At 46.1% G+C, this 13,473-nt stretch carries 10 protein-coding genes and 1 pseudogene; 6 read left to right on the top strand and 5 right to left on the bottom strand.

Translation table 11 applies throughout. The features are described 5' to 3' along the window. Window positions 1–2,278 (top strand): PKD domain-containing protein (locus WG8_RS28695; RefSeq protein WP_007431528.1); only part of this gene is annotated, 2,278 nt, incomplete at its 5' end. Window positions 2,279–2,461: 183 nt separating this feature from the next. Next, window positions 2,462–2,812: a prenylated flavin chaperone LpdD gene (locus WG8_RS17375; protein WP_007431527.1), complete on the top strand. Its 351-nt coding sequence runs from the start codon at window positions 2,462–2,464 to the stop codon at window positions 2,810–2,812. Between the two features lie 8 nt (window positions 2,813–2,820). Here WG8_RS17375 and WG8_RS17370 read toward each other — a convergent pair whose 3' ends face one another. Further along, on the bottom strand, window positions 2,821–3,408 hold the full coding sequence (locus WG8_RS17370) for a hypothetical protein (RefSeq protein WP_007431526.1): 588 nt from the start codon (window positions 3,406–3,408) through the stop codon (window positions 2,821–2,823). 365 nt (window positions 3,409–3,773) lie between these two features. Next, window positions 3,774–4,178: a MerR family transcriptional regulator gene (locus tag WG8_RS17365; protein WP_043891205.1), complete on the bottom strand. Its 405-nt coding sequence runs from the start codon at window positions 4,176–4,178 to the stop codon at window positions 3,774–3,776. A gap of 238 nt (window positions 4,179–4,416) precedes the next feature. Between WG8_RS17365 and WG8_RS17360 the strand changes: the two genes are divergently transcribed. Continuing rightward, window positions 4,417–5,538: an NADH-dependent flavin oxidoreductase gene (locus WG8_RS17360; protein WP_043891204.1), complete on the top strand. Its 1,122-nt coding sequence runs from the start codon at window positions 4,417–4,419 to the stop codon at window positions 5,536–5,538. 201 nt (window positions 5,539–5,739) lie between these two features. Here WG8_RS17360 and WG8_RS17355 read toward each other — a convergent pair whose 3' ends face one another. Then, entirely contained in the window at window positions 5,740–7,104 is a 1,365-nt protein-coding gene (locus tag WG8_RS17355) for a DUF6055 domain-containing protein (RefSeq protein WP_007431524.1), read from the bottom strand. Between the two features lie 298 nt (window positions 7,105–7,402). Between WG8_RS17355 and WG8_RS17350 the strand changes: the two genes are divergently transcribed. Next, window positions 7,403–7,774, top strand: coding sequence for a DUF4190 domain-containing protein (locus tag WG8_RS17350; RefSeq protein ID WP_007431523.1), 372 nt, complete (start codon window positions 7,403–7,405; stop codon window positions 7,772–7,774). 84 nt (window positions 7,775–7,858) lie between these two features. Then, entirely contained in the window at window positions 7,859–8,065 is a 207-nt protein-coding gene (locus WG8_RS17345) for a hypothetical protein (protein ID WP_007431522.1), read from the top strand. Window positions 8,066–8,187: 122 nt separating this feature from the next. Here the strand turns inward: WG8_RS17345 and WG8_RS26700 are convergent, their stop codons facing one another. Together WG8_RS26700 and fabV are read right to left on the bottom strand one after the other, a co-directional pair. Further along, on the bottom strand, window positions 8,188–8,340 hold the full coding sequence (locus tag WG8_RS26700) for a DUF1540 domain-containing protein (RefSeq protein WP_007431521.1): 153 nt from the start codon (window positions 8,338–8,340) through the stop codon (window positions 8,188–8,190). A 287-nt stretch (window positions 8,341–8,627) separates the two neighbouring features. Next, entirely contained in the window at window positions 8,628–9,815 is a 1,188-nt protein-coding gene (fabV, locus tag WG8_RS17340) for an enoyl-ACP reductase FabV (protein ID WP_007431520.1), read from the bottom strand. Window positions 9,816–10,001: 186 nt separating this feature from the next. Here fabV and WG8_RS17335 point away from each other — a divergent pair. Continuing rightward, window positions 10,002–13,473 (top strand): annotated as a pseudogene (locus WG8_RS17335) (WIAG-tail domain); the annotation flags it as partial.

The following is a 13,473-nucleotide window of genomic DNA, read 5'->3' as shown; positions in this document are numbered from 1 at the left end:
AAATGGCTGGTACATTGATGATTTCCGAGTGCTGGGTGTTCCAGCTTCGACGGTGACGAAGGATATCGTACCTGAGTCGAATATCAAACTGCAAAAAGCAGAAGAACAATTCCCGCTGTACAAAATTACAAGCACTGAAAAAAGCGAATTCCAGGAAAAAGTGAAGCCAGCGGAAACGACGGTGGATCGTGGACGTGTCGGTCTCGACAGTCTTCCAGCGAGTGCTACGGTTACTGTACTGGAAACCGGACGTTCGGTGAAAACGGATCCGACCACGGGCAAATACAGCTTCACTCACGTGGCGGGAGACTATACGCTGAAGGCTGAAGCCTATGGCTACGAGCCTCAAACGAAGCAGGTTACAATTGAGAATAATAAAGTCATCAGAGCGAATTTTAGCCTCCAAGCCGTACCTCATGGTACGATTCACGGAGTCATTACCGACAAGCAATCCGGTGAACCTATCCAAAAAGCGAAAGTGCTGGTGCTGGAGGATGCACGTATTGCTCCGGTAGAGACGAATGAAGCTGGAGAATTTACGCTGGACGTGCTGGAAGGAACATACACATTATCCATTTCAGCCGAAAACTATTATAGCGATAGTGTATCCGTTACTGCCCCTCCGAACGGCAGTGTGGAAGTGAACGTCACGTTGAAGCCTTTCATAGGCTTCCAGGGAGGCATTGCTTATGATGACGGCACAGGGGAAAATGCCAGAGCCTTTAATGCGGCAGGCAACTCTTGGGCAGTCAGAATGACACCTGAGTCGGAAGTGGCTCAAGTGACGGGAGCATCCCTTCTGTTCTGGAACGCAGCCTTCCCGAATCCGGGAGGAACGGCATTCCAATACTCCGTATATGATGCCTCCGGTGCTGGAGGAGCACCAGGACGTCTGCTGGCTGGCCCATTCGACGGGACAGCTGTGCGGGATGAGACACAGTGGACGACGGTACAGCTCCCTGAGCCGGTAACCGTTCAAGGTGACTTTTATATTGTCTATACACAACCTGCAGCAGGCACACAGTCGCCGGGTCTTGCTACAGATGAGAGTGGGCCAAATGCGCTTCGCAGCTGGCAGGGTGTAAGCGGTACATGGAGTCAATCACCTGTAGATGAAGGCAATTACATGATCCGGGCTATCGTCAGATATCCGGTGAATGCTCCAACGATTACAACACCTACAAAGGCTACCTATACGCAGGATGAAAAGATCACCGTGACAGGTACTTCCCCGGCAGAAGGAGCCGATATTCAGCTCTTTAACGGCAAGGAACTGGCTGGCACAACCAAGGTGAAGGATCGTCAATTCAGCCTGTCGGTCGATCTTCAGCCAGGCGCCAATCCGCTCAGCGTTCAAGCAGCGGTATACGGCAAAGTAACAGACCGTTCCGAGCCGGTATTTGTGACGCTCGATCAGACGAAACCGGGACTGATTTTGACTTCACCCGATGAAGGAGCCCGTACCAATGCGGGTGTTGTCAGTGTAATCGGCACAGTGTATGATGAGTTCCTTTCCGAATTGACCATTAACGGCGAGCCAGCCGAATTTGGAAGTGACGGCAGCTTTAACAAGCGGTTGCTCATTAACGAAGGAGAGAACCAGATTACGGTGACGGCCAAGGATCTTGCCCAAAATGAAACGACCGTTACCCGTTCGGTGTATGTCGATACGGCTCTGCCGAAGCTGGAAAACATTAGCCCTGCGGAGGATGTACGCATCGCTCCGGGGGAGCCGGTACGAGTATCCTTCGATAGTGCGTCTGGCTTGGAGGCGTCCTTCCATGTGGAGCTGCCCTTTAACCTGTCCACCTTGGGACAGAACGAAATTCCGTTAAACGAAACTTCGTCAGGCCACTATGAAGGCATTTATTTTACATCGTCTTCCCTGAATCTGGAGGGTGGAGTCATCGCAATCCGGGTAAGGGATACGGCAGGCAATGAAGTGAAGACGGAAGCGCCGGGAAGATTGTATGTGACGAAAGGCGGTGGACAGGACCCTGATCCGAATCCACCTGCATCCAATGAAAAGCCGGTAGCTATTATTCAGGCGAATGATTCTGCCAAGAAGAAGAAGAATGTACAATTTAACGCCAAAGCTTCACGTGATGCAGATGGTAAAATCGTCAGCTATAGCTGGAATTTTGGTGATGGCGATACAGCCATCGGTTCCAAGGTGAAGCATAAATTCACCACAGCCGGAACCTATACGGTGGAGCTAACGGTGACAGATAATGACGGCGCAACTGGTAAAGCGGTGCATGTGATTACGATCCGTTAACAGACCGTAGGATGGAATGATTCTTTTAAAATAGCAAAAGAGGCCCACAGCAAGCTACCATGAATGGAGGCTGCTGTGGGCCATTTTTATTTGTCGAATTGCTCAGGAAGGGATACAATAATTAGAAACTAGTAAAGTGAATCTATTCACACAACAATATTATTTTAAGCGGGAGAGGATCATATGATTCATTTGCAAAAAGAAAGCGGACGTATCCGGCTTGTGCTGGATGCCTACTTTATGGGGGAGGATATCGTCGTACTCATATCAGGCGGGGATCGGCCCCATCTGGGAACGATTACAGCAGGGGCCAGACTGGAGCCGATGCAAACCGTGCAATTGCAAACCCACAAGGAATTTTATATTACCGAAGAAATTGCCGTGCGCTTGCGAAAAGAGTTTGCAGGCAACTTTGCGATTTGCTGTGGGGCTCATTTGGACGATGCAACCAAGGAGGAAATCCGAGTGCTTACAGATATGGCTATACAATTGGGGAAGGAGCTTATTGGAGAGCTTAAGCAAAAACGCTTGTAGCAACCACTTTAAGTGAACTCCCGAAGGAGTAGATTACGATAGGGATACATACTGAAGGGGTACTTGAAAAGCAAGGCAAACCCATCATCCTCAATCTGTATGGATTTCAGCGCAGAGGATGGGATCAAACTGCGGATCATCACCGTAACTGCACGCTGGTCCTGCCTGTTGATCGCTTTCGCTAAAGCAGAAGCAAAGCAGCGATTGTGTGCCAATTCCCGATATAGCGGAAAAACGGCTTTGGCGATGGCGCGATGAACCCTCGGTTCAAACGTAAATTGTACTGTCCCCGGTGGAATCGTCGTTCCGTTCGTATAATAGAGCATTGGGGGTTGAGCTAAAAAGGTAATAAAGTAGCCGATGCCGTTCGTGCCTAATCCTTGTTTGGCGGCAAATGGCGCTACCGAGCAGAGAAGGGATTTCATCCGATCCAGATTGCCCTGAACCACAGCCTGTGACCATCGAACGGCAAAACCACGGCGGGTCGCGATTGCCTTGTAAAATGGCAGCATGGCGACGGATATTTTTCTGAGCGTGTCAGCTTTTAAACGTTTGCGGGGTGAGCCTCTTCTGCGGGATGTTGCACGAGATACCATAGCTCCGTCCTCCTTGGCTGAATGCTCTCATGGAGCGCATTTTATCTGGTATGGATAAAATACTGTATGCCCAATCACCACGAAAAGTGCTTATCTATCATGCCGTTTGGTTTTGAACGAGGCATTATAACTGACTCACTGGAGATGATCCATCATCTAACGGAGCACCTAACTTCAAGATGTACATCTAGCCGGAGAAGCACAGACGGCTAACATATATGTTAATAATGAAAAACTGGATTTTAATGCACTTATAGCCTATTCAGGAGTAGTGATGGTTCCTTTTCGTGAAATATTTGAGCAATATGATATGAACTCAACCTCTTATACAGCTAGCGTTGTGGAAGAAGTAGTTCGTCCTAAATCTATAGACCATGGCATTTAAAGATATGATTGGGATTTTTCCTAACCTCTTCTTTTTGAAGTTCATACATGGCTATCTTATAGTTTATTTCCTCCAAGTACCTTAAGTCTTCTTCAATTTTCTTCTGCACTTCCAATTTATGTTTCACCAACATTTCTTGTCTTTCCAAGAAAGTAGCATTTCCAACTCCAAAAAGATCCATATATTGTTTTATCTTAGCAAGAGACATTCCTGTCTCTCTGAGACAACGAATAAAAGAAATCCAGTCTATATGTTGTTTGGAATAGACTCTTCGACCATTTTCATCGCGAGATACATTTTGCAGGATCCCTTGCTCTTCATAAAATCGAAGTGTCTTTGCCGTTATATTTAAGTTTTCCACTACATATTTCATTGAGTACAACATTTACCCGCCCCACCTTTTAGCTACAGTTACTGTAACTAAAAGAATATCATAAAGGATTATGGATATCCAAAAATCTTGGTTTAATTATGCCAATATTTAAGCTTGACTTCCCCTTACGTCAACAGAATACACTGAGGCAGAACTAGCAACAGGGAGGCGATGGATTAGAAAGTGATATATACATTAGCATCTAGACAAATTTTAATACCACAAAATAATGGAATGAGAGGTTATTGAAATGAATCAAAAATACAGTAAGTTATTTGAATCCTTCACATTCAGAAGCGGAATAACAATCAAGAATAGAGTCGTTATGTCACCTATGACCACATGGTCAAGCAATGACGATCTTACCATTTCCGATGAAGAGGTGAAATATTACAAACAGCGAGTAAATGGAGTAGGACTCGTCATTACTGGTTGTACTCATGTTTTACCTAATGGGCAAGGATTTACGAATGAATTTGCTGGATACAACGATGAATTCGTTCCAAGTTTACGAAAATTAGCTGATGCAGCAAAAAGTGGAGGATCCCCTGCTGTACTGCAGATTTTTCATGCAGGTGATAAAGCCTTGCCTGAATTGGAAGCAGTCAGTGCGAGTGTCTATCAGCCTGAGGCTACTCCTTTTGGCCCAAGTGCAGAAACAAGAGAGCTATCAAATGAGGAAATCCTGTCGACGATACGTGCATTTGGTGACACAACGAGAAGAGCGATTGAAGCTGGATTTGATGGCGTCGAAATTCATGGGGCTCATGGATTTTTAATTCAAAACTTTTGGTCTCCAGCAACCAATAAACGGACAGACCAATGGGGGGGAACCCTTGAGAATCGACTACGTTTTCCATTGGCAATTATTGAAGAAATCAAAAAGGTAATTGAAAAGCATGCTACAAAACCATTCCTGTTAGGGTATCGTTTGTCCCCTGAAGAATCCTCTAAAGTGGATGGTTTGCGTATGAAACACACATATGAATTAATTGATTTCCTTGTTGAACAAAATTTAGATTATATACATGCTTCATTAGATCATGTGTCTTCGAAGCCAGTCGATAGTCAAGATGAGAAAACAAGGCTTGAATTGATTCTTGAAAGAGCAAACAGTAAGGTACCTGTGTTGGCGGCTGGTTCCATAATTACACCAGATGATGCTCTTAAAGCTATGGAAGTAGGATTACCTCTTTTCGCCATTGGGCATGCGTTAATTATAAACCCTGATTGGGTTGAAAAGGTGGCAAATGGACGTCAAGCCGAGGTCGATTCCGTCCTAAGCGTTTCAAAACTTGACCAGCTTCATATTCCAGAAAAACTTTGGAATGTTATTCAAGCAGCTCCAGGATGGTTTAATATCAGTGAGTAGAAAGGAGGCCCCATTGGGGCTGCTTTTCTATTTGCATGAACTAAGCTACCCGTTAGCTTAATCAGCGGTGGCAGTCTAGTATTCAATCCAAAAAGATTAGTTTCAGGGCATATCAACAACAATGGCACTGGTATTTTGATACCAGTGCCATTGTTCAGGCATTTATTCACTTTTTTTCGCAAATTCTTCTATTATCCACAATCACTTTGTTGTTACTTTTACTTTATAAGGATAAGTTTCGCCGTCCTCTTCAATATTAAAATGTTTAATTGTATCTGGAGTTGCGGAAACAACCAAATAAACAGTCTTTTCGTCTCCTTGCAACTTCAAGGAATTCTTTCCTTTATTCCACATTGTAGAATATCGGGTATCTCCCGAATGTGTTACGGAAACAATGCTAGCTCTCCAATCAGCGCCTTTTGCTGTGCTTGTTCCTTGGAAATCAACTGTGACGGAAGCTTTGCTCAAATCAATATCTAAAGGAACAATGTTGTAGCCTGTCTGTTGTGGAGCCTTGTTTTGAGGTACGGTCAGCCAGCCGCCTTTGTCACTTTTCAGTGTTGTATATATCTTTTCATAATTGCCGTTAGTTCTCAAAAGCTCATCTAAATGCTTCAAATAATATGGTTGACTCTTGAAGTCCATCGTTACCAATCTTCTTGCCATTCCACCCAGTAATTCTTTAATAGAAACTCCAGTTACCTTTTCCATAGATTCAAAGTAGGTCGTATCTTTTCCACTGTAAGACAATAAATTCAACATTGCTTGATGGCCAAGTCCGTTGATGTGATCTGGATTTTCATGAATATACAGGAGAATAGGCCATGCATCATACCAATTCTTTACATGTGGAAAATGTGATTCTGAATTTAGTATAAAGGGGGCAAAAAAGTCGGAGTCTGGACCATATACCGTTCCACCATAGCTGTAGTAATCGCTACCCAAATATTCATTACGCAAGAAGTTAGCTACCGCTTCATACCACTCATAAGGGACTTCTCCTCCATTATGGTAGGTAAATACATGGCCTAATTCATGAGGAACTACCCAGCTTGGTGGGTCTACACGCATCGCTGCCGGCATCATGACAATGTAACCAAATGCATCTCTGTCTATTGACATATAAGCCCAATCTTCGTCAATCTTTTTCAGTCCAGTGCTCGCAATGTAAATGTTCGTTTTATATTTTCCGGATATTTGTGGATTTGGAGAAGTTCCGATATCCCCCAATCCAAATTTATCCATGTAAAATGAACGGATACTTTCGAGGTTGGCCAAGTTGCCATTAACAAAATTTCTATTTACTGTTCCAGTTGTATCATTGTTTCCCCAAATAATTTGAAAATGCTCGGAGGTAGCACGATTTACAGAAGAATCAGATAAAGAATAAAAAGCATCTCTTGCCTTGTATTCGTTTGCATTCTTCGTACTTTCTGTAGTGACAACGCTTTCAATCCCTTCAGCTTTTGCCGTTTTGACAGTGCCTAACAAATCAGTTACTGCCCCATAGCTTGTTACATTTAATAATAAGAAGACCATTAACAAGCAGCATACTAGCTTTTTCATTATTAACACTCCTTTACATTATTGTAGTAAATTGATTTCTTCCATATAATAACGTAAATTTCCTGATACTAAAATGAAGATATTATAGTAATTTATATTATATTACAAAAATTTACAAATAGAAGAACGGCCTGAGAAATCAAATTGATTTAGCTAGAGAATATTGCTTAGTACCTTGATAAAATCAAATTTAGCTTGGTTTATTATTTTTTAAAATAAGTACTGTCCTGATTTGTAAGATTGTGGTACCCTAAAACATATATATTGCTACTTTACATATTGGAGTTGAATTAAACAGATGAGTGATTTTTACAAGGAGCCTCAATCTTCCGATTCTTTTCAGGAGAGGAATGATTATAACGTCCCATTTAACCAGCCACCAGTGGTTTCACCTACTAACAGTAAGGCTGTTGCCTCGATGGTGCTCGGGATTTTATCTATTGTCATTCCCTATCTTGGGTTGATTATCGGAATTGTTGGCATTATTTTGTCTAGTCTTTCCCTGAAGGAAATTAATCGTCATGGTGAACAAGGTAGAGGTATGGCTATAGCCGGACTGGTATGTAGTATTATTGGGACACTGATTTATGCACTGATCATCATTTTCTTAGTCGTTGTTTTTGTGATAGCGGCCTCAAGTGGTGATCCGGACATTTTTTCAGACATTTAATGGCATTTTTGTACATGTAACCTTCACGATTTAGATTTCTGATGCTATGATAAATGGAGTCTAATGTAAGGGGAGTGAGGCCGCATGGCACGTACTCAAACACAAAAAGCACTAAGCAAGGCGAAACGTGCAGGAATGTATTGCGCTGCACAGAGCCGCAAAACGAATGGTCATTATGCCGATATATCACAGCATGTGCGAATGAGGCCGACCAAGCAGGAACAATTACAAAAAGTCAAGCACAAGAAGCGAATCGTTCAGAGCGACGCTTCTTTTTTTGTTTTCGTATGATTCAATCTTTTACTGTAAAAAGAACTTGATAATAATTATCATTCTTGTTAGAATATCATAAGAAAGAAGGAACCCTGGCAGGGGCTCCTTCATTGTGCAACTACATTTTGGGTTAAAAAACTTTATTTTGCCTCAAAGGTTTTGCAGTCTGTTTCTTCGGACGTGTGAGTGTCTGCAGGCTTGTTGCTTACGATATAAATGGAGTTTGCGCTACATTTATTGTCTTGGGCCCAATACGTACATGAGTTCACTTCACACAGAACGTCTTTTGCCATGTTGTTCACCTCCTTATATGGATGTGATGGGCTAAGCAAATCGTATCACGGTCAGTCAAGGTAGGACTTGTCCAACTGTGCTCACCCTCTTGTTAAGAAGAGGGTTTTTGCTATGCTTATCTGTACAATATCAAATGAATTTTAAAATTGCAATATTTGCTCCATCTTGGTCCTTTTATATAAGCTGAATTAAAGCAAAAGCTGCCCTTCGTGCAGAGCGGAACGCCCCTCTACCGAAGAACAGCTTTTTTGTTTTTCCAACAATATAATCACGGTACTCAAAAGAGCTAGCGAACGTTAGGAATATTTACGATGGGATCGATATCAGCCTCATAGTCCACACCCTTAAACTCAAAGCCGAACAGTTGGAAAAACTCGTGACGGTAATCCTCGAGATCAGACAGCTCGTAGATATTGCTTGTCGTCAGCGCGTCCCATATGTTCGCAACCTCTACTTGCACGTCTTCACGCAGCTCCCAATCATCAATACGAATACGCCCCTCTTCATCCACAGGAGTTTCAGGAGCATACAGACGCTCGGCAAACAGGCGGTAGCTTTGTTCTATACACCCTTCATGCAGCCCTTTTTCCTTCATCACCTTGTACAAAGCGGAAATATACAGAGGAACGACAGGGATGGCAGAGCTGGATTGGGTAACCAGTCCTTTGGTGACTGCGACAAAGGCGCGGCCGCCTGTGACTTTTAGTTGATCATTCAGCTGACGTGCTGTCGCCTCCAGGTGATCCTTTGCACTTCCGATACTGCCTTCTCTGTAAATGGCTTGCGTAATCTCTGAACCAATATACGAAAAAGAGAAGGTGGTTGCAGTATCAGCCAATACACCGCCTTCACGCAAGGCGTCAATCCACAACTTCCAGTCCTCACCGCCCATGACCTCTACCGTTGCCTGCACTTCTTCTGTCGTCGCGGGTTCCAGTGTAACGCTGCTGACTTCACCGGTGTGGAAGTTGACGGTTTTATTTGTATAAGGTTTACCAATAGGTTTGAGTACGGAAGTAAACGTTTCACCTGTACGAGGATTCGTACGGCGACCGGAAGCGACACTGTAGATCACCAAATCGACTTGTCCCAGCTCTTCGCGAATAACCTCCACCGTTTTGGCTTTGACCTCATCTGAAAAGGCATCTCCTGTCACGCTTAAGGATGTAAGCCCTGCTTCCTGAGCAGCCTTTTCAAATGCAGCGGAGTTGTACCAGCCTGCCGACGCTGTACGTGTGGCCGTAGCATTACTAGGGCGATATACGCCGATTGTATTGGCCCGTGCTCCGAATGCGGCAGTAATACGAGAAGCCAACCCATATCCGGCAGATGCCCCGATGACAAGCACGTTACGAGGCCCCTGAATAGCAGGACGGGCCTGCACATAGCCAATTTGCTCCTGAACATGTTGGGCGCAGCCCACCGGATGAGCAGTGGTACAGATAAAGCCACGTGTTCTTGGTTTGATTATCATGTTATTGTAATTCCTTTCTTCTTGCAGCAATCTTCACCCTTACTATTTTAACTTTTAACAATTTTTTTTCAAACATGGATTTCAGGGAGTATGTTCTCGGTGAAAAGAGTACCCCTGAGCAGGGTGGCAAGTGCCCATGGGCCTGCATATGATGCAGTAACGATAAATATGAAGGGAGAGAGCTGCTTGAAGAACAAGAGTCGCAAAACCACCAGAATCAAAAAGCCGCTCTATAGTGTAATTGACCCGGATATGAATGAATTAAGTATGATACAGCGCTTGAAGCCACAACCTGCGGAGAGGGAGACAGAAGCAAGACTTCATCAAGTTGCTTCTCCGCCTCCCCCAACGGAAGAGGTGCTGGAGAAGCAGACTGTTGTCGAACCTGAAGTTCATATTGTACACGAGACAGAGGTTGAAAGTGAAGATACAGAAGAGACTCAGGTCTCGATGGAGGAAGCCAACGAGCCAGAGCCTCAGCCTGATCCCATTGATGTCGAGGAAATTCTGAATAATAAGAAGGCGCCCCATGTAAACAACGCTTTCATTTATACAGATGATTTGAGCGATTTGGCTGTGACTGGTGAGAAAATTGCTCCTGCTTCCATCGATTCCAGCAAGCTGAAGCAAGAAAGCATCCAAACTGAATATCTGGCGGATTATGCCGTTCAAACGATTAAAATAGCCGACGGTGCAGTGACTTCTGCGAAAATTGCCCCTGATTCCATTACGGTGGAGCATATATCGGATGCATCGGTGTCAGGTAGCAAATTGCAGGATCGCTCCATTGGCGGTGAGAAACTTCGTGATGGCAGCATCACCCCGGAAAAGCTGGCCGACAAGATTATCAGCGGTGATCATATTGCAAATGGCTCCATTGAGAGCCGTCATTTCAAGCATTGGATTGTGTCTCCAGACATGCTTCAAGATCATGCGGTTACCTCTGATAAAATTCGCAGCGGTACGATTCAATCGAATAATTTGGCTAATGAAGCCATCGACAGCTCCAAGCTAGGAGAGCAGTCTGTAACCACTTCCAAATTGCGGGACGGGGCTGTGGATGGTTCTAAAATTCAGGCTGGCAGCATTGAGAGCGCACACCTGACCGATCATGCCGTTCATGCCCGGCATCTGGCCCCTGGTTCAATCAGCCGTCAGCAGCTTTCTAGCGGAATTGTGGGCAAGGAACAGCTAGAGGAAGGTGCTGTCAGTGGACGTCATCTGGAGCATGAGGCGGTCAGCGGTGAGCATATTCAGGTAGAGACGATTGAAAGAAAGCATGTGAGTCCCGGCGCAATCGGAGAAGAGCAGATTGGCACAGGTGAAGTGACAGCCCGGCATCTCGCGGACCGGAGTATTCAGTCCAATAAGCTGGCGGATCAGTCAGTAGGCTCACTGCAAATTGTCGATCAGTCTGTGACCTCATCCAAAATATCGGATCAGAGCATTCTGCCACATAAAATTGCCGATGAGGCAGTACTTACCAGACATATTGCTGCGTCGGCAATTAAAGGTCGCCAGCTTGCTCCGGAGGCGGTCTCTTCATTACACCTCCAGTCTGAAATTATTCGTAAGCATCATATCGTAGCCGAAGCAGTGACAGAAAAACATCTGCAATCCGGCGCTGTGACGAGCCAGAAGATAGCGATGGGCGCAATTCTGGATCATCATGTGGCGAATCAGGCTGTCAAGGAAAACCATATTGCCCCGAACTCTATTAAGTCTGACAAAATCGCTGAAGAAGCGGTGACTGAGGCTAAAATAGGCGCAGGAGCGGTAACGGGAGATAAAATTGCGCCACAAACCATTACACACGTACACATTGCAACCGGCGTGATTCGTGAGGACCACCTTGCCAACAACAGTGTGGGTGGAAAGGCATTGCAGGCTCAAGCGGTCGAGTCGAAACATCTGGCCCACAGTTCTGTGCTGAGTGAACATCTTAGAGAGGGCAGTGTAGGAACCTCGGCGATGCAGGGACAGTCCGTTACCGCAGATATATTGGGCGAAGGTGCGGTTCAAACCGGGCATCTGGCGAATGGGGCGGTGTACTCGCATCATTTGCAGGATCATTCCGTCACTTCGCTAAAGCTATCGCCGGAAAGTGTGGCTACGGACAAAATTAATGACTTGGCGATTACGGCTCCTAAATTAGCAGAAGGTAGTGTAACTTCCTCCAAGCTGTCAGCTCGCTCCGTACAGCCGTGGCACATTACCGATAAAGCGGTGCAGAGTAACCATCTGGCTATAGAAGCGGTGGAGGCGAATCATCTCGCTCCGGAATCCGTCACCTCCGACCATCTGAAATCTGCATCGGTCCAGACCAAGCATCTCGCCCCGGATAGCGTGTCCGGTCATGCACTTCAATCGGAAAGCGTCACCTCTGAGAAGTTAGCGGCTCGTGCTGTGCAAGCTTCTAATTTGGCGGAAAATAGCGTGGGCCCTGGACATCTGGCTGCACACGCTGTACACACCCGGCATCTGGCAGCAGGAGCGGTACAGGAAACCATACTGGCAGATGGGGCTGTAAAATCGGTGCATATTTCACCGGAATCCATCCAATCAGAGCACTTGCAAAGCGGAGTCATTGAGGGAGAGCATATCGCATTGCAGGCTATAGCGACCCCGGCCTTACAGGACGAAGTGATCACCTCTGCCAAATTGGCGGAAGGCAGTGTAACTTCCACGAAGCTGTCTGCCCATTCGGTGCAGTCCGGGCATATTACGGACGAAGCTGTACAAAGCAACCATCTGGCTGTGGCAGCTGTGGATTCGGCACATTTGGCTGCCGGAGCAGTGACCTCAGTTCATTTACAGGCTTCCTCAGTGCTAACGAGACATCTGGCCCAGGACAGTGTGTCCGGTCGTGCGCTCCAAGCGGAAAGCATCACCTCGGAAAAGCTGGCGGCGCGCTCAGTGCAAGCGACGAATCTGGCGGAAGACAGCGTGGGCCCTTCACATCTGTCCGCGCAGGCCGTACACACCCGGCATTTGGCTGCTGGAGCGGTACAGGAAACCGCACTAGCAGAAGGTGCAGTGAAGTCTGTGCATATTGCACCGGAATCCATCCAATCGGAGCACTTGCAAAACGGGGTCATTGAGGGAGAGCATATCGCATTGCAGGCTGTGGCGACCCCGGCCCTACAGGATGAAGCGGTGACGTCTGACAAACTGGCGGAGGAAAGTGTAACCTCTACCAAGCTATCTACCCATTCGGTGCAGTCCGGGCATATTACGGACGAAGCTGTACAAAGCAACCATCTGGCTGTGGCAGCTGTGGATTCGGCACATTTGGCTGCCGGAGCAGTGACCTCGGTTCATTTACAGGCTTCCTCAGTGCTAACGAGACATCTGGCCCCGGACAGTATATCCGGTCGTGCGCTTCAAGCAGAAAGTATCACTTCGGAAAAACTGGCAGCACACTCGGTGCAAGCGACGAATCTGGCGGAAGGAAGCGTGGGCCCTTCACATTTGTCTGAGCAGGCCGTACACACCCGGCATCTGGCAACAGGAGCGGTACAGGATAAAGCACTGGCAGAGGGGGCAGTGAAGTCTGTGCATATTGCATCGGAGTCCATCCGGCCGCACCATCTGCGCATCGGAAGCATCCAGGGTGTGCATATCGCATCAGATACGATATCGACCCACGCCTTGCAAG

This window comes from Paenibacillus sp. Aloe-11 (genome assembly GCF_000245715.1).
Taxonomy (GTDB): Bacteria; Bacillota; Bacilli; order Paenibacillales; family Paenibacillaceae; genus Paenibacillus; species Paenibacillus kribbensis.
This window is presented reverse-complemented; position numbering and strand designations above follow the sequence as displayed.